This is a genomic window from Achromobacter xylosoxidans A8 (genome assembly GCF_000165835.1).
Lineage (GTDB): Bacteria > Pseudomonadota > Gammaproteobacteria > Burkholderiales > Burkholderiaceae_B > Achromobacter > Achromobacter xylosoxidans_B.
This window is the reverse complement of sequence record NC_014642.1, coordinates 75,968-100,124: the sequence shown is the minus strand read 5'-3', so window position 1 is coordinate 100,124 and position 24,157 is coordinate 75,968. Positions and strand designations below refer to the sequence as shown.

Genomic DNA, 24,157 nt, shown 5'->3' with positions numbered 1-24,157 from the left:
AAACCGACGCAGTGTCGAAGACGTGCGATCGACTGTCATGACGCGGATCCCAACTTAGACGCCTCACCGGCGGGCAAAATCTGGACGCAGTCAGTGCAGTAGCGCTCATTCAGATGCCCGCTGCCTCCCCATTGCGACAGTTCCATGCTCGTTGGCATCGTTCGCGCACCGCAGAGGCTCTGTGCAGTCGCGGTTTGCCGCGCCAGGTGGTAGAAGTAGGTTCCGTGAATCGACTCTGCCACGACGAGATCCTCCGCGACGAGCTTGGGATTGCCAGCCGGACTACCGAGTGCATCCGCCTCACCTCGCGCGGCAAAAAAAGCCTCGACCTGTGCCTCCACCAGGTCGAACTTTTCGGGATGTTTTGCGTTCTGCGGCCACGTGCGGCATCGCCGCTGCCAGGTGCGATCCACCTCCGCCAACAGGCTCGGCGCAATGCGATTCGCCACCATGTATAGACGGAACGCCTCCTTGTTATCCGCGAGAGACGCCGCGCGCCGGGCCAGCCACCAAGCTGCGTGAGCGGCGGGGGCGTGAGTGGCCGGATCGTTACCCATGTAGGCGGAGAGCGTCGCCCGACGCACTGCTTCTTCCTCCACGCTCACCGGCTGGGGAGTGAGGACCGTGAGCATCACCTGGCCGCGCCACCGATCCCACTGCGCGGTAGTGCCGCCTTCCCAGCCATTTTCTCCGAAGTGAACCCGCTCGATCCCTGACCCGTCGCGGCGCCGCACCTCGTACAGCCCCCAGTGCAAGGGCTTGCGACTCATCGACCACCAGTCCCCTGCAGTAAGCGCGAATAGTTCGTTTTCCACCACTGCAGTCGTCTTTCCCTGCGACATCGCTATTCCTCTATTTTCGGCAACAGCCGTGTTCACTCGGTACCCGGGCCGCGCCGCGAAATACCATTTCCTCAAATTAGAGCGGATAATAAGGTGTTATCCGATCTATATCGGCCGTACCTTATTTAATTTTATGTATTACGTAAATATTTTAATGATTCATCGATAGGACTGCCAGGACTTTATGAAGAACGCCCCGAAAAGCCCTTCGAACGCCCTCGCGGACCGCCTCGCAGTAGTGAACGCGCTTCAGGAAGGCCTCGGCGCTAGCGACGCCTCGATTCAGGCGTTGCTGCACGAAGGCAGTTCGGCAAACACGCTGGCCTCGTACCGCGCGGCAATTCAGTACTGGGCGGCTTGGCATCAACTGCGTCTCGGGCATCCGTTTGCGCTGCCCGTTCCGGTTAAGACGGTGCTGCAGTTCATAGCCGACCACGTCGAACACACGACCGACCAGGACACTCTCGTCCATGACCTGCCGCCGGAAGTCGACGCGGCCCTAATTGCCGCCCGCGTCAAACGCTTCCCCGGTCCATTCAAGCTGGCCACAGTGCGCCATCGTCTGGCCGTGCTTTCCGAGGCCCACGAAACGCAGGGCCTCCCGAACCCCTGTCGGACTCGTGCGGTCCAGATCGTGATGGAACGGACCCGTAGCGCCTATACCAAGCGTGGCGTACGGCCGGCACGCAAGGACGCGATCACCAAACAGCCGCTGGAGGAATTGCTAGCCACGTGCGACGACTCTCTTAGCGGTCTGCGCGATCGCGCGCTTCTTCTCTTTGCATGGGCGAGCGGCGGGCGCCGCCGTTCAGAAGTGGTGCGCGCCTCGCTCGAGAACACGCGGCGCGTGCCCGAAGGGTTTCTCTATACGATGGGGCAGTCCAAGACCAATCAGGAAGGGGTCGAGCGGTCTGACCAACACAAGCCGATTGTGGGGCGCGCGGCCCAGGCGTTGGAAGCATGGCTGACGGCCGCCAACATCTCGTCCGGGCCAATATTTCGGCGCGTGCGCCGCGGGGGCGTGATTGGTGAACGGTTAAGCGAAGAGGCAGTGCGCAAGATCGTGAAGGCACGCGCGGCGCTGGCCGGCTTGGAGGGAGACTTCTCAGCCCACAGTCTGCGCTCGGGCTTTATTACCGAAGCCGGCCGACAAGGGGTGCCGCTGGGCGAAACCATGGCGATGTCCGGTCATGTCAGCGTCGCGAGTGTTGTGGGCTACCATCGAGCCGGGGCCGCAGTGTCATCGCGGGCTGGGCGCTTGCTGGAAGACGAACCGGGCGATCCTTCGTCCTGACCTATCCGTGCCCCCCCTATTGCGTGAGACCTGCACTACATCGCCGGCCACGAATTGCCGGCGCCGCGTTCTAAATTGAAAGTTAAGTCACCGTGCCCGACAAAGTGAAATTGAACGAAGCGATTATCCTGCGCACCGCACTCCAGAGCGCGATTACCTATCTGGAGCGGCTTCCACGAGTCCCGGAGACACGCGCGATGATCCAGGAACTGGAGAACGCACTCGTGCGTGCCGACGAGGCTCTTCCCGATGAAGGGCTTATAGCACGGGCCTACACGCCAATTGGGGAAGTGCTTGTGGAGGCACTGCTGCGGGGCGAGCAGCTCTTGCTGACAACTGATCTTGAACGCGGCCGGGCGACAGCGTTATGGACGGCTCTCGCGGTGGGTGGATTGCAGCTCCAGCTCCAAGAGCTCGACCATCCGGCGCCAGGCTGAGCCGTACGGTTTGGCTGGCGCCTTCGACTCCGCGCGGCTCCTGGCCAGAAGGGATCGGTACCGGACGTGCTGACGCCTAATCGGCGCCTTCCGCTGTTTCAGCCTTTGCTTCAGCCTCGAGCTCGCCAGAGGTCGCCGGCGCCGGTTTCCCTTGGCGGGAAAAATAGTTCACAAAGCAGCAGGCTTGGTCAATGACGAAAAGGACCTCCGCGACAGAAGTAGCCGGGGGCGTTGCCCCTCCGTGGCCGACGCCGGGCGTGCGATTCCGCCAGATATAAATCTGCTCCAGCGCATTCAAGAACTGCGGATCCAGAGCAAATTTAGTGCGTAGCGCTTTGATCGCATCTCCCAACGTCGCCGGCGCCTTCTGGCCGCTGTGAGCAATCCATCGCTTGAGATAGGATTCCAAGGCCTGAACGGCCGAAGCGGCTGCGCGCGCAGCGTTCACGCTGGTGGGACTGACCAGGTCACGACGCGCTTGCTCCAGCATTTCCCGGATGTCCGGATGCTCCGTCAAAGCGCTGCCCTCCTCTCTCACGGGCTGAGCATCACCTTCATAAAAGTTTTCGACAGCCATCCTGCCACTGTCTGCATTGCGTCGCACGCGATATCCAACACGGTGGGCCTTAAATAGATCATTTATCGCACGAGCTGGCAGGATGTCCGGCACAACGAGCTCAACCATGCTCAAGACTTGGTGCCACGCGGCCGTGGTCAGCAATTGGAGCAGGTGTTCGTGGCGATAGCGCTCAGCAACGTCGTCCTCGTCGCCACATAGCACCGCCGGTGTCCGATGGATGTGGATGCAAAGGTCACGGTAGACCGCATATTCACGCGTATAGGCCGATTCTTGGTCGCCTGCTGCACAAATGCCAGCCTGCAGCATTCCGAACAGCTCCAGACGCAACGCGTCGGGAAGCGCGTTGTAGGTCAACGGGCCAGTGGCCAAGTCCAAGCCATGGCGGCGGGAAAAACTCGTCTGCATGTGGTTCCTTAGGTCGAGGGATGGAGAAGAGCCGGCGCGGCCCTCGGGCAAACACGAAACGTAATACAAATTTCGCCATCATGCTGACGTCTGTGGCCATGGCGAAATTTATGGTCGACGCCGTCTTGGAATCAGGCGATCGCGACCTTGGCGGCCAGCGTTATGCCGAAACCGCGGGCGGCCACCACCGTGATGCACACGACGCCGAAGTGCTGCACCTCCCTACTCTCGCCTTCCTCGACCCAGACCACGCGCTTGAGGCCCTGGCGTCCGCAGCACTGGCAGAAGTTCGGTCGTCGGTCACGCCCAGCACTGCGAAGCGCGGCCCGACCGGGCCGATGACGCCTTCGTCTGCGACGTGGGTCACGATTGCCATACATGGCTGCGGCCCGCTTTGGCTTGACCGCCCTGGCTGGCCGTATTGACCTCGGGCCAGGCCACGGATAGGCTTTCCCCCCCGATATGCTCAGGAGAAACACCCGTGACCCCTTGCCCGACCAGTGAATCGCTGTCGCCACGGTTCGTCCTCATGCAAACCGTTGTCGGTGGTGTGCACGTATGTGCCTCTCATCCTGTTCTGGGTCCCGTGTATTGGAGCGTCTACGACAACTCCGACGTCGGCCTGCCGAATGAGCACAGCTTGACGACCTCGCTTGAGCACGCGCTGCGCCTGCCTGCGGCCTGGCGCGAGCATTGGCTCTACGGAACGAAATACAGGTATTTCACCGCCGACCTCTGGAATGACGTGGAAAACAAGCGCTTCGAATTGTGTGGTCCGCCACCACGGGACGAAGATTTTGAGTGCTTCGACAACGGGCTGCACTACTTCATCACCCGTCTTTCGGGCGGTCTTAGCGCCTTGGCACATCAAGCGAACCAGACAGCTGACGAGCTGCTGGAATGGCTGGGAAGCGCCAGCTGGGCCGATGTTCCGGCCGCGACGTCCGCACGCTACCTCAAGGATATGAACGGCTTCATCGGGTACGAACCGGTGTGGACCGACGATCCCAACGAGGCGCTGGAGTTCTCTGGTGACGAGGAGCTGGACATGGATCCGCTCCTGCCACACGGCCAGCTGGTACCGCATCCGCACTCCGTTGCGCCGGCCTGATTCAGATGGACGAGCCCAAGAAGCGCCGCCGCCACAAAAAGCAGCCGGAAATCTTGCGCTGCTCCTTCTGCGACAAAACTCAGCACGAAGTACGCAAGCTCATTGCCGGCCTGGCTGTACTGATTTGCGACGAATGCGTAGATCAATGCAATGCCATCATCGAGGACGCCGAGCTTCAAGAGGCCAAAGCGAACCCGAAATCCATCCCCGCATATCTCCAACGCCAGCACGAAGCGGTGCGCCGGATGCTGGATAAGACGCTAGAGGTTGCGTGCTTGCAGACGTCAAGCACGATCCCGTCTATCACCGCGACGAAGCACTGAAGCCAGGCCGGCGGTGTGAGCATCCTGGGGCAGCGGAATCTGGTTGGTTGGGGGCGCCGTGCGCGGCCAGGTGGCACCTGTCGTCGGCCACGCGCCGGCGCCGCCCAAGAAAATGCCCCAAGGGGGCATCCGTGTGGTTCCGGCGCGGGCTGCTACTTGTCGGCGCGCTCAGGCTGCGGGCCTGGAGCGCGGCTTTTCGCCTGTTTGGCCTGCGCCTTTCCCATCTCGTTGAGCGCCGCATCGAAGGCTGCGAGCAAGTTCCGCCGAGGCTTGCAGTCGCCGTATCCCCGCTCGACAATGGCTCGAGCGGTCGTCAGCATCGCCATAAGCTCAGCGGCTGAATTGGCGTACACCGTGTGCGAACCACCGTAGTAGATGTCGTACACGGCTCTGCCCTGTTGCACACTATGTTCTTTGATGGACCATTCCTCCAGCTCTGAACGGGCGGACGACAGCTTCTGGCGCACGCGCCAGGGCCAGGCTGCGGAGCAGATCCCTTGCATCAGGGGACCCAGTTGCTGGTGCAGGGAGAAGGCCATTGGCTTTGTCGGACGCCAGCGCGAGGGGATACCGGGCGCTCCGCCGTAAGGCGTAGCGCCCTGGTGGTCCCGCCAGGACGGGCCGGGCCGCGGCCGTCGCGGCTTTGCATCGGCTTGGCGCTGGGGACTGACAAAATCGTCATTGCACACTCCCTTTTCGTGCGGCCATGTTTCAGGCGTCGTCACGGCCTGCACCTTGGCCAGCGCATCCGCGGCACGCGCCAACAGTGCGCCGTCCGGGCTTATCAGGAACGGCACGCACTCGCCAGCATAGTAAATGCCTTCCCATGCGGGAGCGACCATCTTCAAACCATTGCGTTCGAGCCACTGTGTGCGCGTCGCAGCGACGCTTTTGATCGCAGCGTCATAGGGCTCGTCGAGGCAAACATAGCCTCCCGTCACAGGATCAAACCAGTCTGAGTCGTGGTCTCCGCCAGGCAATTGCTCCAGCATTTGCGCGAGATGCTGAAACTGCTTGGTCGTCACGGGTTGCAGGCCCGTCGCTTCCATGAAGCGCAGGGCGCGCGCAGCCCCAAGCAAACGGCTGCGAGCCTCGTCCTGACCTTCCACGTTCGTACGATGTTCCAAATGATCGACGTACTCCATCCGGAAGCCGTACAGGCCACGTCCGTACCCGACGCGGTGCTTGGCCACAATGTCGGGCAGCGGCCGGGCGAGATCCACGCGTAGGATCTCGCGCCCAGCCCTTAGGGCGCCGGGCATGGGTTCGTCCTTGCGCCCGCGTGGAGCAAACCAGTGCACGGACAAATAGACCGGATAAGGATACGGTACGACTGCGCCGGCGAGCTCACGCCTCGCATGGACGTAGTTCTCGAAACCTGCCTGGCGGCTGGCTTCGTCGAGTGCGCGGGTATGGGGGATGTTGTGCTCGCGCGAGAGTTTCTTGGCGAGTTGCTTGATGCCGCCCGGGGTGGACGGCCGAATGCTGGCGATGTTCATATGCTTCGATCCTCAAAGCCTAGATCACAGCGTCACCGTCGCCACTGCTACTGTAGGCCGGGGATAAAAGCATCGGCCAAATGAAAACATCAGCACTGCTCTAGGAGCTTTGGAAGACGGTGTCGTGCGCGTGCCAGCGCAATTCGCAATGTACCGGCCCCCGTTGTCCGAAGTCAACCTATAGGCATGGCGTTTCAAAAAGTCCACACCAGAATCGTGAGATTGAATGCAAGTTTGGAACTCGCACCTCCCCTTAAGCCTCGCCAACAGAGGCAGAGCCTTCTACATGCTGTCCAAGACCCGAGCCCGGCGGTCGCGCACATCCGGTGCGGGCAGGCGCCCTCGCCCTCGCTTTGGACGTCCGTCTGGCTGAAGCTCTCGCCTCCGGTCCCCCTGATGGAGTGGCCTTGAATCGAGAGTGTGACCACTTGGCCGGTCGCTAATGAGCAGTGAATACGGCTTTGCTGGGGGGCGCCAACCGACGTGTGATCGTGAAGACTCATGGAATGGACTCCGGTGTAGTAGGAGCCCACATCCGGCCATCACGACTTGGCTAATGAGCGCCGACGCGACGTGCTTGACCTTTCCGAAGCGCGGGGTTCGCGCCTAGAGGGGCTGGAATATTAATGCTGTACGTCTATACAGTATTCTTAACGGTGCCCTGAGGCTGATGTCAAAGTGGGGGCTGGCTGGCTGCTCGTAATGAGAGTTTGGCCCCTTGCTACCTTACGCCAGTGCCAGGGGTGTGCGAAAATAATGTCATGAGCAAAGTCCTCAAACGAACGTCCACCGGAGCGGGCGACACAAAGGTCGTGCGCTATGTGGTGGACACCGGCCGTGCCGCCCCCAAGTCGGCGAAGGGCCGAGCTGTGCCGGCGAAAGCCAAGGGAAGTGAAGCAAAACGTCCCCGGACCCAGGTGGGGAAGGAGCCGCAGGGCACGATTACTGTTCTGAAGTCGGTCAAACCGGCGAACCCCTATCTCAGTACTCCCAAGGAAGCGCTTAAAGTCGCAAAACGCGCCGGTATTTTCACTGCCACCGGGAAGCTGACGGCAGCTTTCGAGTGAGCGCCGGCCATCTGATCGTGGCGTACCATGGATGCGACATCGTGACGCGCGATGCGCTCGTCGGTGGACAACTGCGGGCTCTCAAGCAAAGTCAGAACAAGTACGACTGGCTCGGTCCAGGGGTTTACTTCTTCGAGAACGATCCCGAGCGCGCGCTGCGCTTCGCCGATGCCTCGCAGCGACATCCCGAACGCCTTTATACTAAACAGCCGATCGTTACCCCGGCTGTAGTCGGGGCTGTCTTGCGCGTGCAGCAGTGGCTCGACATGACAACCCAGGCCGGTATTGTCGAATTTGCCAACGCATATGAAGCGTTGAGCCAAGTGGGCCACGCTCTACCCACCAATCACCAATCGCACCCGGATGATCGCGACTTCATCCTGCGCCAATTGGACAATGCTGTTTTCACCTACCTGCACGAAATTCGTCGCGAACGGGCCATGACGGAGTATCAGGTGGTTCGAGGAGCCTTCGGGCAGGGTGAGGAAGTGAGCCCGCATTCGGGCTTTCGACTGGACTCGCACATTCAACTTGCGGTTCGTGACCAAACATGTGTCGTTGGCTGGTTTCTACCATCCGACGCGACGCTGCTCACGCCGGAAGAGTTGGCCGCCCGACAAATTGAACTGGAAGCCGCGAAAGCCAGCCAGCGCAAGCCTCGCCAAAGAGCGGGGCGTCCCATCTAGCCCATCTGCCCGGCAACATCGTAAGGTTAAGCCGTCAAGACTTGGGGAAGAATCCCAACGCCTTCATCGGGCGCGCCAGCGCCTGCGGTGCGACACCTTCCCAAGGGGCGTTGGCCGCGTCCAGCCGGTGGTGTATTTTCGCGATCGTCCATTGCGCGCCGCTGGTCAGCTTCGGGAGTTCTTCCCAAGCGACGGGCACCGATACGCCGAGACCTGGCCGGGCCCGCGCCGACCAAGCCGCGACCGTTGTCGCGCCGAAGCCGTTACGAAGATAGTCCACGAAAATCTTGCCCACACGATTCTTCGGCCCGCTTTTGGCCACGAAGAGTTGAGGCAACGTGCGGGCGAGATGCAGCACCATCGCTTCGGAGAAAGCCTTCACTGTGTCCCAGTCATATTGTTTCCGCAGCGGCACCATGACATGCAGCCCCTTGCCACCGCTGGTTTTGAGCCACCCTTCCAAGCCGATTTCCTTCAGAAGCACGCGTACCAGCTGTGCGCCCTGCTGCACTGTCGCCCATGGCACCCCCTCGCCCGGATCCAGGTCAAGAATTAATCGGTCCGGCTTGCCAATCGCGCTTTTGACGGCGTTCCAAGTGTGAAATTCAACGACGTTCATCTGAGCCGCCGCCATGATGGCTTCCGGCGTAGACACTTCCAGCAGCGCGGGATGACCGGGATGCAGCCGCTCGGGTAACGCCTTCACGCCTGGAATCGCCGCATCTAGGTGTTTCTGGAAAAAGAGTGTGCCTTGAATGCCGCTGGGTGCGCGCACAAAGGACACGGGCCGGTTCGCAAGGTGTTCCAACAGCAGCGGCGCGACAAGGCCGTAATAGCGTGCCAGGTCTAGCTTCGTCAGGCCGGTCGAGGGGTCGACAACCCGGTCTGGATTGGAGAGTTTTCCGGATCGAACTCGGAGCGGCGCACGCGGCCCGGCTTGCGCTGGCGCCACAGCGTCCGAAGCTTCGACTGCGGCGACAGGGATCGACATTTCTCGGGTGATAGCGCGCGCCGACTTATCCGTCCGAATTCCCCGAAAGGTCGCATGGCGCACGTGCCCCGCCTGGGTCCATTCGGCGAATGACACCTCACAGACAAGCGTGGGTTGGACCCAATGCACGTCGCGGCCTGCCTTCGGCTTCCCGGATTTCAGCGAACTAACCTTCCGCCCGAGGCGATCGAGCTTACGTTTTATGTCCGACAACGTGCGGTCGTCGAACCCCGTGCCCACGCTGCCGGCGTAGCGCAACGAGCCGTCCGCTTCGTAAACGCCCAACAGCAGCGCGCCAAATCCGAGCCGCCCGCCCTTCGGTGCCGTGTAACCTACGATCACGAATTCCTGCCGCTTCGCGCATTTAATCTTGACCCAATCGTCCGTACGCCGGGACACATAGCCAGCCGATTGCCGCTTGGCCATTATGCCTTCGAGCCCCATGCGACAGGCTGAAGCGATGAGGTCAGTAGGCGACGCGTCGAAGGACTCGCTGAATCGCACCTGGTCGTTCGCACCTGGGGCCACCAGCTGTGCAAGCAGCGCTCTGCGCACGTGCAAAGGCTCGCGCCTCAAATCCCTCCCAGCGATATATGGCAGGTCAAACGCATAGAAAACAATGTCGCGCGTCCGCTTCCCATCAAAAGCATTCTGGAGTGCTTGAAAACTCGGAACCCCGTTGTCCGCAAGTACGACGATTTCACCGTCGATCCAGGCCGACTGCGCGTTCAGATGCTGGATGGCGGTAACAAGGTGCGGCACCTTGGCGCTCCAGTCGTGGCCGTTGCGGGTCAGAAGCTTCACAGCTTTGCCGTCAACGCGCGCCAGCATACGGTACCCGTCGAACTTCACCTCATAAAGCCAATCGTCACCACGACGCGGGATCCCATCCACCAGTGTCGCCAGTTGCGGTTTTAGCGACTCGAAGAGGTCTGCCGCTTCGCCTGGCAGATTGCCTTCGCCTATGCTCGCTGCAGGAGCTTCCCGCGATCTGCGCCCTGTTCGCTGCTTTGGAGTCCGCAGAGGCACCACACTATCCGGCATTTCGTCGATTACGCTGAAATCCCGCACATCTCGCGCGAATTCATCTCTGTCTTTGATGAGGAGCCACGGCGGCTGCTTTTCCGATTCCTTGCCTTTGATCCGAACAAGCGCCCAACGGCCTCGCAGCTTGGTGCCGGCTAAGTCGAATTTCAGTTGGCCTTCCCGATAACCCTTGGCCGGGTCGCCGATTGGCATCCAAGTGCCCTCATCCCAGATGATGACTTTGCCCGCGCCGTACTCGCCCTTAGGGATTGTGCCTTCAAATTGGTTGTAGGCTATTGGGTGGTCCTCCACCTGGACCGCCATGCGCTTGACCGATGGGTCATAGCAGGGGCCTTTCGGTACCGCCCAGCTTTTCATGGCCCCTCCGAGCTCCAAGCGGAAATCGTAATGAAGGCGACTGGCCCAATGCTTTTGAACTACGAAAGCGCGCGCGGCCTCGTTCGCGGCACCGCCGCCGGCGGGTTCGCTTGTGACCGCGAAATTTCGCTTTTCGCGATACTTCTTGAGGGACTCCGGCATTGGTGCCGTCTCGGCTAGCGTGCAGTCTTAGCCAAGTATTGTCTAATCGCGTCGGCGGAGACGCCCACTGCCTGCACGGCTGCTTTCAGCTGCGCCTCAGAGACACCCAGTTCACGCGTCCAGTACTGCACTTCATGCGCTTCATTGACGTTCACACGTGAGCGATCCTGCGCGCCCCTCTTCTTTAGGTCGTCGGTCATTTCAGCTCCCTTCTTTGTACGCGGGGAGTCTCACCAGCAATTTCCGTTCCTATCCTGACCATATGCTGGCTGCGAGCCAACACATCGCCACATTCAACAAGCTCTTTCCTCGTTTCACAAGTGTCCGACCCAGAACGGACCGGGCCGCCGTCGGCGCGGCTTTGCATCCGCCTGGCGCCTGGGACTGACAAACTCATCGTTGCAGATCCCAGTCTCGTGTGGCCAGAACCCAGGGGCCCTAATCGGCCTGACCCGGACGAGAGCGCTAGCTACACGTTGTAACAATGCGCCGTCCGGACTTATCAGATACGGCATGCATGACCAAGGGCAGTAAATTCCGGGCCAGTCAGGCGCGACACAACTCAAACCGTTCTGCGCGAGCCACTGATCGCGTTCCGGTGAGCTCACCCTAATGGGATCATCAGGCTCATTGAGACATACGTAGGAGGCGCTGACAGGGTCGAACCAGTCTGAGTCATGGTCCCTACCAGGCAATCGCGTCATCAATCGTTGGAGTTTTTGATACTTCCTGGTCGTTACGGGTTGCAGCCCTGTCGCTTCCATAAAGCGCAGGCTCCGCGCCGCCCCCAGCAGTAGCTGACGAGCCTTATCCTGTGCATCCACGTTCAGCCGGTGTTCCAAGTGATCCTCGTACTCCATGCGAAAACCGAAGAGACCACGGGCATGCGGGGCACGGTGCTTGGGCACAATCTCAAGCAGCGGCCGAGAGAGATCCAATCGGAGGAGCTCCCGACCGGAGCTTAGATCGGAAAGCGCTCGCTTAACGTTGTTCGCGCGCCCGCTGCACCAGTGGACGGAAAGATAGACGGGATGAAGGTCTGGCACATGTTCTCGGCCGAGCTGGCGCTTCGCGTTCACGAAGTTGTCGTAGCCGGCTTGACGGCTTGCCTCGTCGAGGGCAAGGACATAGGAGATTCTCTGCTCGCCGTGAATTTTCTTAGCGAGTTGCTTGATGCCATCCACGGTAGACGGCCGAATGCTGGCGATATTCATGCGCTTCGGTCCTCAAGGCCTCGTGCACAGCGTCACCGTCGCACTGCCGCAGGCCGCGAATGAAGGGATCGGCCGAAGGGAGATCAAAAGCACTGCTCTAGGAGCTTTGGGAGACGGTGTCATGCGCGTGCCAACGCACTGCCAAATGTACCGACCCCCGGTAGGCAGAGTCAATCAGCAAGGCCGACGACCCAAACGCCGCGCCCGCGTCATGCAGGTTGGGGCCGTTGCACACGAGCACTAGCACCCTTGTCAGCCCCATCGAAGTATACTTAATATGCTATCAACTATACTTTAACGTACAATCATGCCGATCAAGACCCGGCGCATTCTGCAATCTGTCGACGAAAGAGTATTCGGCCAATTGGTTTCTGTCGCGCGCACCCTGCGCCCGCGTACGTTGGCCCAACTCGCCAAAGAATTAGGCATCCATCACACTACGCTCGCCCGCATCGAAGCCGGGGATCGCACCTTGCCGTTCGACAAGTTCGTCGTCGTCCAGCGTCACCTCGAACGGCTGGGTTTCGAATTCATCGAAGGGACTCGAGAACTGGCACTCCGCTTCGACCCCGAGTTCGCCCAGCGATTCGAACAGGAAAGCCGCATCCTGAATGATCCGTCCATGCCGACGGGCACCCGAGTAGTCCATCCTCGTGCGAGGAGCGATGTGAATGCCCTTTTCGATATCCTGAAGAGTGCCAACGTGCGCATTGAGAATGAGCCAGCGCTTCGTCAGGTTCTCGAGGTGTCAGAGGACTGGTGCGAAGTTCTGGTGAACCTTGCCAGAGCCGGTCGCAAGCAAGGGATTCGATTTCTACGACCAGCCGGAGCCGGCCCCGACTTCGAAAACGACATGCTGGCAGTTCTTCAACGTTTCCCATTTTCCTGCGACAAAGCTCGCCGAGCCTTCGTCCTGAACATGATGCCACACTAGATCCGATTCGCCCTGGAAGGGCCCCGGCCTTTCACGGCGCTAACATTTGTGAACTCGCCCCCCGACGTATCCTTCTCCCTTGTTCCCCGGTCGGCTCCACTTAGCGTCCTCGCGCGCCTTCTGCGCAAGCAGCCCACATGGCGCCCCCCCCTCCCCCCCCCGCGTGATGAGCGCCTTCCCTATTTTCATTCCTTGACGCAAGCAAGTGGGCATGCGTGCGGCTCTAAGGAACTGAAAATGCCCTCCCCCAGTTCAGGACTCCTCGCGCGCGTGAAAGGAGAAGCAAAGCAACGCGCAAAACGTGACGGTATTCCGCATAACCAAGCACTAGAAGGTATTTGCACGGGGGCATGGTTTCACATCCTGGCACGCCTCCGAAAAAGAGCCACACATCACCACCGGCTGCCAGCAACAGCACGACCCATGAAGCTTCCGGTGGACCCTGTGTTGCCAGCAGCTTTCGATGACACATCGAACGAACGCCGAAGTCGAAAACAGCTGGACGAATGGTGGGGTCGTCCCTTTTGCGATGTCCGCTGCCTTCACGGCGGCACGTGGGATCGATCGTCCTGACTCGGCTGCACCGACGACCCGGCCACCGCAATCGCGCTTGCCGAACGCAAATTAAGAGCATGGCAGCGTGGACGGGCGGAGCCCCTGCAGTCATTGGACGAAAAGACTGTCCTGGTGGTGCAAGAGCCCGACAGGCCCGATCACCTCCAGAAGGTGCTGGCCAGGTGTGAATCCGTGGCGGCGGCCGCGGAATGGCTCTCCCAATGGCGGCAGGCCCAGGCCAAGGCGAACAAGCATGCCCCCTAACTCTGCCTCCGCCTCGGTCCCGAAGATTCGCTCAAGGCGAAACCAGCGTTGCCATCCATACGCACAATGATGAAAAGCCAAACCTTTCTACTAAATCCTGGTAACGCCGCTTTTTTGCGCGAACCCACACGCGGTGCGCTAATAATCGCCCAACAGCCGGTAGAGATACGATCTAGAAATGCCCAGCGCACGCGCGGCCCGCTGCTTGTTACCGCTGTGGTCCTCCACTGCCCGCCGAACCGCCACACGCATGGTTTCTTGCAACGTCTGAGTGCCAAACGGTGACGCGACCTGGACGGATGCCACGAAAGGCGTCTCGGGGCGTCCAAAGACGGCCGATCCGCCACGCTCGAAATGCCGTCGTTCGAGCTGTCGGCCAGCAGAAAAGACTAATGCTTCTTCAACGCGTTGGCGCAACTGGCGCACATTGCCTGGCCATGGCTGTTGGGCCAGAAAGGGAGCGACATCCGGATGGACATCTGGCAATTCCCAACGATTCCTGGCACAGAAGCGCTGAACGAAATGCGCCAGTAGTTCTGGAATATCTTCAGTACGATCCGAAAGCCGCGGAATATGAAGCGTAACGCCTGCCAGACGATAGAAGAGATCTAGGCGGAACTGACCCGACGAGATGAGTTCATCCATATGCTGATGGGTAGCGGCTACGAGGCGGAAATCTACTCTCCGCGAACGATGCTCTCCCAGACGCTCCACGGTCTGATCTTCCAGGACCCGCAGCAACTTCACCTGGATATCCGCCGGAATATCACCCACCTCGTCAAGGAATACTGTGCTTTGATCGGCAAGTTCGAATTTGCCGACGCGCCCCTGCTTGTGACTGCCGGTGAAACTGCCCGGTGCATAGCCAAACAATTCCGCCTCTAACAAACTTGATGGCAGGGCAGCAAGATTCAGCGACACCATTTGCCGGGCGCTACGGGCACTTAGCCCATGCAAGGCTTGGGCAACGAGTTCTTTCCCTGTGCCGCTTTCGCCGAGAATCAGCACCGGAACATCCAGCTCGGCCACTAGCCGGATATCCTTCTTAAGTTCGTGCATCGGCACGCTATGCCCGACTAGTCGGCTAAGCGATTCAGGCTCAGGCTCCATCACCCCCAGCGTGCGCTGATAACGGGCGACTTCATTTTGCAAGCGCGACACTTCACGGTACATGCGTTGCACCACTTCGGGCCCTTTGAATAAGGTCCGCCCCACCACTCCGACCACTTCTCCCATTTCACGGATTGGGATCCGGCTGACGATGCGCGTGGCGACGCCATCGGCCGAATAGGGATGACCTATTTCCGCGAGGCCTGAGGCGACCACATCCGTCATGCGCGAGTTAGGAATGATTGCCTGGGATGGCTGCCCTAAAGCCTCGCCTGGCTTCAGGCCTAGCCATCGTTCGTGAGTGGGACTGATGTATCGCAGAATGCCCTCTTTGTCGACTACCGAGATGGCGTCGTGCGTGCTGGTCAGGAAATGATTGAGTATGGACGCGGCAAACGGCACGCTGGTGAGAAACTGCGGCAAGGCATCTCGATCGCGCGCGGATTTGATCAGCATCCATTGCGCCGACTCCACCACCCTGACCACCACGATCAGCGCGGGCTGGCCGTCGACGGGAAACAGTCCTGCCCCCTGTCCCCTCAGCAGCCACGCCTCAAGAGCCGGAAGTATGCGTGCCCGCACTGCATCCTGCCGCGCAATGCCATGGACACACAGTGTCGCCGATACCGGATCCCGCACCCATATTCCATCGGCTTCGCTACTGGAATTAGTGTCTATATTTGAGACAGTTTTAGATGATGTAGTCATTGAGGACGGCCAGTGCTCTTAATAAGGTCACATTCTACGCGCGACAAGTCTAACCACAAGGCGAAAAACTGGCACGCTTATTGCATATATGTGCTTACCAACCTGATTCGCAGCGCCGTCTTGCCCGGATTAGGCGGTCGTCGATTAAAAAAAGGAGACATCATGAGACAGTTACTTGGCGCCATCTGCGCCGCATCGCTATTGCTAACTGGGCCGCGCGCTGCACAGGCTCAGGACTTCCCAAATCACCCGATCACGCTCGTAGTGCCATATAGCTCCGGGCCCACCGATGCTCAGTACCGCAAACTGGCTGAACTGGCTTCGCAACATCTGGGCCAGCCCGTCATCGTCGAAAATAAGCCCGGCGGCAATGGCACTATCGGCCCCATTCAGATGGCGCGCAAGGCCAAACCGGACGGATACACGATTGCCGCCAGCACGATATCGCTGCTGCGCCAGCCGCATATGCAGAAAGTGGACTGGAATCCCCTCGATGAATTTACCTGGATCATTGGCCTAGGCGGCTACACGTTCGCGGTCGCGGTACGCGAGGACTCGCCCTTCAAGACGTTAAAGGAAATGATTGCCTGGGCCAAGGCCAACCCTGGACGGTTGACCTACGGCACGCCCGGCCAAGGGTCATCACTGCATCTTCTGATGGAAGAGCTCGCCCGCCAGGCGGGTTTCGAGGCCGTGCATGTTCCCTTCAAGGGCGGCGGCGAAACCACTACCGCCATGCTCGGGGGCCATGTCATGGTCACACTGAACAACGTAGGCAGCGTGATCGGCCAGTTCGACGCGCACAAAGCACGAATCCTGGCGATCTTCGACGCGCAGCGCCTGTCGCGCCTGCCCGATGTGCCTACGGCCAAGGAGCTCGACTACGACATCGTCTATGGCTCCCCTTACGGCCTGGTGGGGCCGCGCAATATGCCTGCGGCTATCGTGGGGCGGCTGCATGATGCGTTCAAGGCCGCCCTGGAAGCCCCCGGCAACCAGACGCTGCTCGACACGCTGTACCAGCTCCCCTGGTACCGGTCACCTCAGCAATACGCTGAATGGGCGGCTGACGCCTACAAGCAGGAACGCCGCTTCGTCGAACGTGCCGGCCTTCTGAATTCTCAATAAGAGGCGCATCCGTATGACAAATAAGAGAGTCACGGTCATCGGCGCCGCCGCCATCCCCTGCGGCCGCCTGCAAACCCCTCCGGAATCCAACCTGCGCTTGCAAGAGCACGAAGTGCTTGCCGGCTGTGTGCTGGACGCGATCGCGCATGCGGGTATCGGCAAGGAAGCCATCGACGCCATGGTGTTCTGCCACCCACGGCCGTACACCGAACAGCTCTATTTCGGTACGTTCATGGCCAATTACCTGCGGCTGGCTACCGACGGTGTCGTCATGGAGGTGGTCGGCAATGGGATGACAGGTGGCTTGGCGTTCGACCAAGCCGCCCAGATGATAGAAACCGGGAAGGCCGATGTAGCCCTGGCCCTGGGCGTGAACTTCGAGACCGCCGTCGCCAGTGCCGAGCACATGAACCGCTCAATGCGCGCTACAGGCGATGTGGCGTTTCATACGCCGTTCGGCTTTACGCCGATCTCCTGGTACGCCATGGACGCGATGCGCTACATGCACGAAACCGGCGCGACGCGGGCGCAGATTGCCAGCGTCGCGGTCAAGAACCGGCGCCATGCCGCACTGAATCCACTCGCCCAGTATCGCGAAGCGGTAACGCTCGACGATGTGCTGGCGCAGCGCCCTATCGTTGAACCCTTCGGTCTGTACGAAGTGCCACCGCGCTCTGACGGCGCCGCCTGCATCGTACTGGCCAGCGAAGAATTCGCACGCAACTTGGACCGACCTTATGCACGTCTATTGGGACGCGGCTTCCATCACGAAGGCGCACACCAGATCTCCGAAGTGCCCTCCGACATGATCGGCTTCAACGCCGCGGTGCGGGCCGGCAACCGTGCCTACCAGGAAGCCGGAGTGACCGCTCAGGACATCGACTTCGCCGAACTCTATGCGCCCTGCACCATTGTCGAGGTGCTGGTCAGCGAAGCACTGGGCTTGACGCGGCGCGGCGAAGGCGCAGCCCAGGCCGCGGCTGGAGAAACCGCGTTGGGAGGCCGCATGCCCATCTGCACCTCAGGTGGATTGATCGCGCGAGGCCACCCTCCGTTCATCACACCGCTTTACTCCTTCGTGGAGGTCTTCGAACAACTTACACACCACGCCGGCGAACGCCAGGTTCCCAACGCAACGATCGGTATGGCCGCCTGCGAACTTGGCAACTACAACGCCGCGCTCGTACACATCCTGGAGGCAGCAGCATGAACAGCCATTCGATCGGAAACGGCGCGATGCCAACGTTGACGATGGCGGGCACGCGTCCTTATCCTCCAACGCTTTCGCTATTTACCGCCGAATTCTGGCGGGCGCTTGGCACGGGCAGGTTCCAGACGACACATTGCCCACAATGTGACCGGCTGTCCTTTCCACCCAAGCCGTTCTGCCCGCATTGCTGGCATCGGAGCGTGCAATGGCGCGAAATTCTTCCGCGCGGCGTGATTTATTCCGCCACGACCGTCCACGCAGCGCCCAAGGTTTTCCGCACCGAAGCGCCCTACCAGGTCTGCATTGTCGATCTGCACGCCGGATTGCGCATCGCAACAAGGCTGCTGGACGACACGCCGACGGCCCAGGCTCTGGGACGCAAAGTCGAACTGGCCGTGCTGGCCTATGAAGATGGCCCGCTGTTCGCGGCCCGCCTGATTCCTCAAACCTGATAACGCCATGCCCACTATCAATCGACGCCTGTATGCGCCGGAATCCTTACGTCGCCTGCTGGCCCCCGCCAGCGTGGCAATCGTCGGCGCCAGTGCCAAGCCCGGCGCCTTCTCGAACCGCACGCTGGAGAACCTCGCCAACTACTTGGGCGAAATCCACCTGATCAATCCGCGTTACACGGAGGTCAGCGGCCGTCCATGCCACGCCAGCCTTCGGGCATTGCCATCGGCACCTGACTGCGTAATTGTTGCGCTACCTTGGCAAGCCGCCTTGGATGCCGTGCGCGAGGCTGCCGATGCGGGCGCAGGGGGTGCCATAGTCTATGCGTCCGGTTTCGCCGAAACCGGCCTGGCTGAACGCGTCGCCTTGCAGTCGGCCATGAGCGATATCGCACGAGGTAGCGGCATGCGAATCCTGGGCCCGAACTGCCTGGGCATAGCCAACAACAAATTAGGCGCCGGCCTTCTCTTCCAGATGGGTTATGCCGCGCTGCAGCATCCTCCCGGCAGAGTCGGACTAGTCAGCCAATCTGGCGCCCTGGGTTATGCCCTACTGCAAGGTGCCAACCACGGCATGGCGTACACGCATTTGCTCACGGCGGGAAATTCATGCGACGTCGACACGCTGGATCTGGCCAATTATCTGGTTCATGACGCGGATTCGCGCAGCGTCGCCTGTGTACTGGAGGCGGCAGGCGACGCTGAACGTCTGCTGGAGCTATCGGATGTAGCGCACGCATGTGCCAAGCCGGTGATCGTGTACAAGACCGCAGTGGGTGAGGCTGCGGCAACCGCCGCACAATCTCATACCGGCAGCCTGGCCGGCTCGTCCCAGGCATTCGAGGCGGCCATGCGGCGAGGCGGCTTCATCCGAGCCGCCTCACTGGCGGAATTGACGGAGATGGCGGACTTTTTCGCCAAGGCCCCCCCGCCCCAGGCTCCGGGCGTTGCGGTAATGGCTACCTCCGGCGGCGCCGCAATCATGTGTGCAGACGCAAGCGCCGACCACGGCATCGTTCTGCCGCAGGCGCACCCCGAAACTCAGGCCGTGCTGGACGCGAACGTGCCCGAATTCGGCTCGGCGCGCAATCCTTGCGACATCACCGGCCAAGTGCTTAACAATCCGGAAGCGTTCCGCGCTTGCGCCAGTTCCCTACTGCGCGACAACCACTACGGCGCGCTGGTCCTACCTCAAGTCACTGCTGGACAGGCCATGGCCGATCTGCGTTGCCCGTTAGTGTCGTCACTGGCGAGTGAAGCCGGCAAGCCGGTATGCATAGTCTGGCTTAGTGACTGGCTAGAGGGCCCCGGCGCGGCAACTTACGCCCGCGATGCACATGTCGGCTTCTTCCGGGACACGGACCGCTGCTTTCGCACCCTGGCTGCCTGGCAAGAATGGCACCTCCGGCGTGCCGGCAATCCGCGCTCGGCACGTGGCGAGGACGTGGATGCGGCCGTTGGTGCGCAGGCACGCGCGCTACTTAGCGAACAACCGCGCGTAGTCACAGAGCAGGCCGCTAAACGCCTCGCCCAGATGTATGGTCTGCCAGTGGTGACGGAGCACGCGGTGTCCGGCGTCGACCAGTTAATGAGTGCGATGGCATCCATGTCGTTCCCTCTCGTTCTCAAGTACGACGTGCCGGGAATCGCGCATAAGACCGAGCTGGGCCTAGTTCGCGTCGGACTGGAAAACGCGCAAGAAGTCGAAGTCGCCGCACGTCAGATGCTGGAGTCGATCCAGCTGCGCGCGCCCGGATCCCTGGCGGGGCAATTTCTGCTGCAGCGGCAGGCACAGGCCGACTTCGAGTTGGTCCTGGGCATGAAGCGCGATCCGGTGTTCGGACCGCTAATCATGGTCGGCCTCGGCGGTGAACTGGTGGAGATCTTTGGCGACGTGGCCACCGAACTCGCACCGGTAGACCAGTATGCCGCCGCGAACATGCTGCGACGTCTGAAGTGCCACCGCTTGCTTCAAGGCTATCGGGGCAAGGCGGGCGTGAATCTCGATGCATTGGCCGGTCTGGTGGTGCGCTTCTCGGCCATGTGTGCGGATCTCGCGGAAGAAATCGAGGAAATCGATCTCAACCCGGTGATGGCCCGAGGCTCCGACTTCATCGCCGTGGACGCGCTTTTTGTACGCCGCCAAACGCAAGAAACACCAACACAGGAGTAAGAGATGGGATGGTACTTCGAGGATTTCGATCCCGCCGCAGCGCCGGTGATCACCCCCGAACAGGAAATCTCGGAGGCAGACGTACTGGGCTTTGCAGCACTCTCGGGCGATGACAACCCACTGCACACAGATGCCGAGTATGCAAAAAATAGCCCCATGGGCCAACGCGTTGCGCACGGGTTGCTGGTCCTATCGATAGCCACAGGACTGTCGGCCAAGGCCGGACAGTTGCAAGGCACGGCGCTGGCGTTCCTGGGAATGCAGGAATGGAACTTCCACGCACCCGTCTTCTTCGGCGATCGCATCCGCCTGCGCTGGAGCGTGGAAGAAAAGCGCCTGGCGTCGAACCGCAAGGCGGGCGTGATCAAGCGTCGCATGCAAATACTCAATCAACGCGACGAAGTCGTCCAATCCGGCCTGTTCGCAACGCTGGTGCGCACCCGCGCCTGAAATGAATTCTAACTAGGAGACATATCGCCATGGCGCGACAAGACTGGAATACGTTTGGCATGACCGAGCAGCAATGCATGATCCGGGACTCGGTACTGGACCTGCTACAAGCAAAACTACCGACCGAGAAAATTCGCGAACTCGACCGCGCAGGTGAATTCCCTCTCGACGCCTACCAGTCTCTGGCGGATGCAGGCTGGATGAGCCTGCCATTCGCGGAAGCTCAGGGCGGCTCGGGCGGTTCCCACAAGGATCTGGCAGTCCTGGTGGAAGCAATGGCCTACCATTATGCCAGCGTCGCCACCGCCTACCTGACAACAGTGATCTATGCCGGGCAGCACATCGCGCTGCATGGCGGCGACCATCTCAAGCGTGCATATCTGCCCGGCATCATGGATGGCAGCATTCGAATGGCCATCGCACTGACCGAGCCCGGCGCTGGTTCGGATGCCGCCGCCATTTCGACCCGCGCTGAACGGTGCGGCGACCGCTATGTGGTCTCCGGCCAGAAGCTGTACATTACCTGTGCCCATGTTGCGCACTATTTGGTGGCCGCGGTTCGCACCGCGCCCGCGAACGACCCTGCCCATGCTGGACACCGCGGGATCAGTATGCTGCTGATCCCGACAGATGCCCCCGGCGTGACCATTCGAATGCTGGACACACTGGGCCGCCGCAGTACGCGTGCCACCGAAATCTTCCTGGACAATGTCGAAGTACCGGTCGAGAACCTTATCGGGGAGGAAAACCGGGGCTGGCGCGGCCTGATGAAATGCTTGAACATGGAACGGCTTTGCCTGGCAGCCGCCGGCGCGGGCAACATGCAGCACGTCATTGACTACGCCAGAGATTACGCCACCCAGCGCGTGCAATTCGGCCAGCCGATCTCGCAATTTCAGGCAGTCGCACACAAATTTGCCGACATGCGTATCAAGGCTGAAACGACGCGCCTGCTGACCTATCGCGTGGCGGAAATGCTGGATGCCGGGATCGAGCCGCGAATTGAAACCGCGATGGCGAAGGTGGTATCCACCGAAAACGACTTCGACTGCGCCAACCTGGGCATGCAGATCATGGGCGGCGCCGGCTACATGATGGAACACGATATGCAGCGGTTCTTCCGCGATTCGCGCATCGGTCCTGTCGGTGGCGGCGCGAACGAAATCCAGCGCAACATCATCGCCCAGCTGATGGGTCTCTGACGCACGAAGGAACATGACAATGGAACGGATTGAATGCGACGTCCTGGTTGCGGGGTCGGGTGCAGCCGGACTGACGACGGCATTTACCGCCGCCGACAGCGGTTTGGACGTTATCGTGGCGGAGAAAGAGGCAACCTTTGGGGGCACCACGGCCTATTCAGCAGGCGTGATCTGGATTCCGGGCAATACGCTGGCGCAACGCGCTGGCTTGTCGGACAGTAAGGAGAGCGCACTTGCCTATATGGCATCAGAAGCCGGCGAATTCTTCGATGAGCGGAAGGCCCGCGCCTACGTCGAGCAGGCGCCGCGGATGCTGGACTTCATGCTTGAACGCAGCCACGTGCGGTATCAGTTGATTCCCAATTGGGCGGACTACCATCCTCTCGGCCCGGGCGCGTCCAGTGGCGGTCGCTCGCTACTGCCCGAGCCGTTCGACGGCCGCAGGCTAGGGCGGGATTTCTCTCGGCTGAGGACTCCGTTATCCACCATGATGCTTTTTGGAGGAATGTCGGTTTCTCGGTCGGATATTCCACATCTTTTCAACGCCACGCGCTCACCGCGCTCGGCAATTCATGTTCTGAAACTGCTGGGCCGCTATGCCCGCGACCGTCTGAACTGGCCTCGCGGCACGGCGATTGCCAACGGCAACGCGCTCATCGGGCGCCTGGCTCTTTCGCTATTTGAGAAAAACGTCCCACTTTGGACCAATTCACCCGTGATCGCACTCGTCACCGACAACGGGCGGGTCAGCGGCGCGCAAGTTCGACGCAACGGCGCCGTTGTGGAAATCACGGCCCGCAAGGCTGTGGTCCTGGCCAGCGGCGGTTTTCCGCGCAATGAAGAGTGGCGCCGGCGCTACTACCCACATGTCGCGCAGGGGAAGAACCATGTTTTCCTCGCTCCCCCCGGCAATACAGGCGATGGCGCACATCTCGCCATGACCCACGGCGCAGCGCTTTCCGACGGGGCCTCCAACCCTGCGGCCTGGGCCCCGGTTTCCCGGTTGCCGAACGGCGACGGCACATACACGCCCTATCCACACTTCATCGACCGCTGCAAGCCAGGTTTTATCGCCGTTGACCGCCGAGGCAAGCGCTTCGCCAACGAGGCCGACTCTTACCACGACTTCGTGCCGGCCATGGTGCGGGCCTGTGCCGACGATCCACGGGTTGAATCATTCCTGATCTGTGACCACACCACGATCAGGCGTTACGGCATGGGCGTGGTTCCTCCCTTTCCGATGCCGATAGGGCGCTATATTGATTCCGGCTATTTGGTTCGCGGCCAGACCTTGGCGGTGCTCGCCACGCAACTGAATGTGGATCCGCAAGGCCTCGTAGATACGGTCGATCGCTACAATGCGTTTGCGCGCGAAGGTACCGATCCAGAGTTCGGCAAAGGATCCAATGTCTACAATCACTTCGGTGGGGATTCGCGGCGCAAGCCCAACCCCAACCTCGCGCCAATCGAGCAGGGGCCCTACTATGCGGTTCGACTGGAGCCCGGCGACCTCGGCACCTTCCGCGGCCTGCGTACCGACGAACATGCGCGCGTCCTGCGCGAAACCGACGCAACGCCAATTCCCGGCTTGTATGCGGTGGGCAACGATATGACCAGCGTAATGGGCGGCGCCTATCCCGGCGCCGGTATCACCATAGGTCCGGCCATGACCTTTGGGTACATCGCGGCCAGGCATTTCGCGGAGTAGAAGAGAGGCAAGGCCGAAGAATGTGGCGGGCGACCTGACATTCATGTCCGAATCAATCTACCAAGTAGCCACCGGTCCGACATCGTCCGCCAGTGCCGCATCGGTAAGCGGCTCGGTGGGCCTTGCCGGTTCCTAGCAATCAAAGCCGGGATAGACACGTTCGAGCCGGCGTAGCAGACGACCTGTCGCATGGGAATGTCTCCTTTTATTTTGTCGTGGAGGCATTCTAGGAGTAGCCTTTACCCCAA

The 24,157-nt window shown here is 60.7% G+C and carries 22 protein-coding genes; 15 read left to right on the top strand and 7 right to left on the bottom strand.

Annotated features, from left to right (window positions below; translation table 11 throughout):
• Positions 1 to 35: 35 nt before the first annotated feature.
• On the bottom strand, positions 36 to 842 hold the full coding sequence (locus AXYL_RS33275) for a hypothetical protein (RefSeq protein WP_013397212.1): 807 nt from the start codon (positions 840 to 842) through the stop codon (positions 36 to 38).
• A gap of 184 nt (positions 843 to 1,026) precedes the next feature.
• On the opposite strand from AXYL_RS33275, the gene AXYL_RS33270 reads away from it, so the two are divergent.
• Together AXYL_RS33270 and AXYL_RS33265 are read left to right on the top strand one after the other, a co-directional pair.
• Positions 1,027 to 2,136, top strand: a complete 1,110-nt coding sequence (locus AXYL_RS33270; protein ID WP_013397211.1) for a site-specific integrase — start codon at positions 1,027 to 1,029, stop codon at positions 2,134 to 2,136.
• Between the two features lie 92 nt (positions 2,137 to 2,228).
• Positions 2,229 to 2,573: a hypothetical protein gene (locus AXYL_RS33265; protein ID WP_013397210.1), complete on the top strand. Its 345-nt coding sequence runs from the start codon at positions 2,229 to 2,231 to the stop codon at positions 2,571 to 2,573.
• Between the two features lie 76 nt (positions 2,574 to 2,649).
• Here AXYL_RS33265 and AXYL_RS33260 read toward each other — a convergent pair whose 3' ends face one another.
• Positions 2,650 to 3,558, bottom strand: a complete 909-nt coding sequence (locus AXYL_RS33260) for a hypothetical protein (protein WP_013397209.1) — start codon at positions 3,556 to 3,558, stop codon at positions 2,650 to 2,652.
• Between the two features lie 80 nt (positions 3,559 to 3,638).
• Between AXYL_RS33260 and AXYL_RS35390 the strand changes: the two genes are divergently transcribed.
• The 3 genes from AXYL_RS35390 (at position 3,639) to AXYL_RS35500 (ending at position 4,992) form a co-directional block, all read left to right on the top strand.
• A complete protein-coding gene (locus AXYL_RS35390) occupies positions 3,639 to 3,983 on the top strand; it encodes a hypothetical protein (RefSeq protein WP_148260770.1) in 345 nt (114 codons plus the stop codon).
• A 104-nt stretch (positions 3,984 to 4,087) separates the two neighbouring features.
• Positions 4,088 to 4,669: a hypothetical protein gene (locus tag AXYL_RS33255; RefSeq protein ID WP_148260769.1), complete on the top strand. Its 582-nt coding sequence runs from the start codon at positions 4,088 to 4,090 to the stop codon at positions 4,667 to 4,669.
• 5 nt (positions 4,670 to 4,674) lie between these two features.
• Complete coding sequence (locus AXYL_RS35500) at positions 4,675 to 4,992, top strand: ClpX C4-type zinc finger protein (RefSeq protein ID WP_013397206.1); 318 nt, start codon at positions 4,675 to 4,677, stop codon at positions 4,990 to 4,992.
• Between the two features lie 152 nt (positions 4,993 to 5,144).
• Here the strand turns inward: AXYL_RS35500 and AXYL_RS33245 are convergent, their stop codons facing one another.
• Positions 5,145 to 6,491: a DUF5623 domain-containing protein gene (locus AXYL_RS33245; RefSeq protein ID WP_013397205.1), complete on the bottom strand. Its 1,347-nt coding sequence runs from the start codon at positions 6,489 to 6,491 to the stop codon at positions 5,145 to 5,147.
• 761 nt (positions 6,492 to 7,252) lie between these two features.
• Between AXYL_RS33245 and AXYL_RS34645 the strand changes: the two genes are divergently transcribed.
• Complete coding sequence (locus AXYL_RS34645) at positions 7,253 to 7,558, top strand: hypothetical protein (RefSeq protein ID WP_148260768.1); 306 nt, start codon at positions 7,253 to 7,255, stop codon at positions 7,556 to 7,558.
• Positions 7,555 to 8,244: a hypothetical protein gene (locus AXYL_RS33240; RefSeq protein ID WP_013397203.1), complete on the top strand. Its 690-nt coding sequence runs from the start codon at positions 7,555 to 7,557 to the stop codon at positions 8,242 to 8,244. The genes AXYL_RS34645 and AXYL_RS33240 overlap by 4 nt, the downstream gene beginning before the upstream one ends.
• 34 nt (positions 8,245 to 8,278) lie before the next feature.
• Here AXYL_RS33240 and ligD read toward each other — a convergent pair whose 3' ends face one another.
• From ligD to AXYL_RS33225, 3 genes are all read right to left on the bottom strand, one after another.
• Positions 8,279 to 10,801, bottom strand: coding sequence for a DNA ligase D (ligD, locus tag AXYL_RS33235; protein WP_013397202.1), 2,523 nt, complete (start codon positions 10,799 to 10,801; stop codon positions 8,279 to 8,281).
• Positions 10,802 to 10,815: 14 nt separating this feature from the next.
• Positions 10,816 to 11,001: a DUF3606 domain-containing protein gene (locus tag AXYL_RS33230; RefSeq protein ID WP_013397201.1), complete on the bottom strand. Its 186-nt coding sequence runs from the start codon at positions 10,999 to 11,001 to the stop codon at positions 10,816 to 10,818.
• Between the two features lie 114 nt (positions 11,002 to 11,115).
• Positions 11,116 to 12,015, bottom strand: a complete 900-nt coding sequence (locus AXYL_RS33225) for a hypothetical protein (protein WP_013397200.1) — start codon at positions 12,013 to 12,015, stop codon at positions 11,116 to 11,118.
• 307 nt (positions 12,016 to 12,322) lie between these two features.
• Here AXYL_RS33225 and AXYL_RS35020 point away from each other — a divergent pair, with 307 nt between their 5' ends.
• Entirely contained in the window at positions 12,323 to 12,949 is a 627-nt protein-coding gene (locus AXYL_RS35020; protein ID WP_041657715.1) for a helix-turn-helix domain-containing protein, read from the top strand.
• Between the two features lie 957 nt (positions 12,950 to 13,906).
• On the opposite strand, the gene AXYL_RS33215 is transcribed toward AXYL_RS35020, so the two are convergent.
• A complete protein-coding gene (locus AXYL_RS33215; protein WP_158307680.1) occupies positions 13,907 to 15,517 on the bottom strand; it encodes a sigma-54 interaction domain-containing protein in 1,611 nt (536 codons plus the stop codon).
• A gap of 231 nt (positions 15,518 to 15,748) precedes the next feature.
• Between AXYL_RS33215 and AXYL_RS33210 the strand changes: the two genes are divergently transcribed.
• From AXYL_RS33210 to AXYL_RS33180, 7 genes are read left to right on the top strand one after another with little or no spacing between them, the layout of a single operon-like run.
• Positions 15,749 to 16,714: a Bug family tripartite tricarboxylate transporter substrate binding protein gene (locus AXYL_RS33210; protein WP_013397194.1), complete on the top strand. Its 966-nt coding sequence runs from the start codon at positions 15,749 to 15,751 to the stop codon at positions 16,712 to 16,714.
• Positions 16,715 to 16,727: 13 nt separating this feature from the next.
• Positions 16,728 to 17,924 (top strand): thiolase family protein, encoded by a 1,197-nt coding sequence (locus AXYL_RS33205; protein ID WP_013397193.1) that lies wholly within the window; start codon positions 16,728 to 16,730, stop codon positions 17,922 to 17,924.
• Complete coding sequence (locus AXYL_RS33200; protein ID WP_013397192.1) at positions 17,921 to 18,376, top strand: Zn-ribbon domain-containing OB-fold protein; 456 nt, start codon at positions 17,921 to 17,923, stop codon at positions 18,374 to 18,376. Before AXYL_RS33205 ends, AXYL_RS33200 begins: the two co-directional genes overlap by 4 nt.
• A gap of 7 nt (positions 18,377 to 18,383) precedes the next feature.
• Positions 18,384 to 20,549: an acetate--CoA ligase family protein gene (locus AXYL_RS33195; protein ID WP_013397191.1), complete on the top strand. Its 2,166-nt coding sequence runs from the start codon at positions 18,384 to 18,386 to the stop codon at positions 20,547 to 20,549.
• A gap of 3 nt (positions 20,550 to 20,552) precedes the next feature.
• Positions 20,553 to 20,999, top strand: a complete 447-nt coding sequence (locus tag AXYL_RS33190; protein WP_013397190.1) for a MaoC/PaaZ C-terminal domain-containing protein — start codon at positions 20,553 to 20,555, stop codon at positions 20,997 to 20,999.
• A 29-nt stretch (positions 21,000 to 21,028) separates the two neighbouring features.
• Positions 21,029 to 22,201, top strand: coding sequence for an acyl-CoA dehydrogenase family protein (locus AXYL_RS33185; protein ID WP_013397189.1), 1,173 nt, complete (start codon positions 21,029 to 21,031; stop codon positions 22,199 to 22,201).
• Between the two features lie 19 nt (positions 22,202 to 22,220).
• Entirely contained in the window at positions 22,221 to 23,909 is a 1,689-nt protein-coding gene (locus AXYL_RS33180; RefSeq protein ID WP_013397188.1) for an FAD-dependent oxidoreductase, read from the top strand.
• Positions 23,910 to 24,157 lie beyond the last annotated feature (248 nt).

Bases quoted from the DNA above. Each gene is read 5' to 3' on its own strand.
- AXYL_RS33275 (WP_013397212.1), bottom strand. From the start codon at position 842: ATGTCGCAGGGAAAGACGACTGCAGTGGTGGAAAACGAACTATTCGCG.
- AXYL_RS33270 (WP_013397211.1), top strand. From the start codon at position 1,027: ATGAAGAACGCCCCGAAAAGCCCTTCGAACGCCCTCGCGGACCGCCTC.
- AXYL_RS33260 (WP_013397209.1), bottom strand. From the start codon at position 3,558: ATGCAGACGAGTTTTTCCCGCCGCCATGGCTTGGACTTGGCCACTGGC.
- AXYL_RS35390 (WP_148260770.1), top strand. From the start codon at position 3,639: ATGCTGACGTCTGTGGCCATGGCGAAATTTATGGTCGACGCCGTCTTG.
- AXYL_RS33255 (WP_148260769.1), top strand. From the start codon at position 4,088: ATGCAAACCGTTGTCGGTGGTGTGCACGTATGTGCCTCTCATCCTGTT.
- AXYL_RS35500 (WP_013397206.1), top strand. From the start codon at position 4,675: ATGGACGAGCCCAAGAAGCGCCGCCGCCACAAAAAGCAGCCGGAAATC.
- AXYL_RS33245 (WP_013397205.1), bottom strand. From the start codon at position 6,491: ATGAACATCGCCAGCATTCGGCCGTCCACCCCGGGCGGCATCAAGCAA.
- AXYL_RS34645 (WP_148260768.1), top strand. From the start codon at position 7,253: ATGAGCAAAGTCCTCAAACGAACGTCCACCGGAGCGGGCGACACAAAG.
- ligD (WP_013397202.1), bottom strand. From the start codon at position 10,801: ATGCCGGAGTCCCTCAAGAAGTATCGCGAAAAGCGAAATTTCGCGGTC.
- AXYL_RS33230 (WP_013397201.1), bottom strand. From the start codon at position 11,001: ATGACCGACGACCTAAAGAAGAGGGGCGCGCAGGATCGCTCACGTGTG.
- AXYL_RS33225 (WP_013397200.1), bottom strand. From the start codon at position 12,015: ATGAATATCGCCAGCATTCGGCCGTCTACCGTGGATGGCATCAAGCAA.
- AXYL_RS35020 (WP_041657715.1), top strand. From the start codon at position 12,323: ATGCCGATCAAGACCCGGCGCATTCTGCAATCTGTCGACGAAAGAGTA.
- AXYL_RS33210 (WP_013397194.1), top strand. From the start codon at position 15,749: ATGAGACAGTTACTTGGCGCCATCTGCGCCGCATCGCTATTGCTAACT.
- AXYL_RS33205 (WP_013397193.1), top strand. From the start codon at position 16,728: ATGACAAATAAGAGAGTCACGGTCATCGGCGCCGCCGCCATCCCCTGC.
- AXYL_RS33200 (WP_013397192.1), top strand. From the start codon at position 17,921: ATGAACAGCCATTCGATCGGAAACGGCGCGATGCCAACGTTGACGATG.
- AXYL_RS33195 (WP_013397191.1), top strand. From the start codon at position 18,384: ATGCCCACTATCAATCGACGCCTGTATGCGCCGGAATCCTTACGTCGC.
- AXYL_RS33190 (WP_013397190.1), top strand. From the start codon at position 20,553: ATGGGATGGTACTTCGAGGATTTCGATCCCGCCGCAGCGCCGGTGATC.
- AXYL_RS33185 (WP_013397189.1), top strand. From the start codon at position 21,029: ATGGCGCGACAAGACTGGAATACGTTTGGCATGACCGAGCAGCAATGC.
- AXYL_RS33180 (WP_013397188.1), top strand. From the start codon at position 22,221: ATGGAACGGATTGAATGCGACGTCCTGGTTGCGGGGTCGGGTGCAGCC.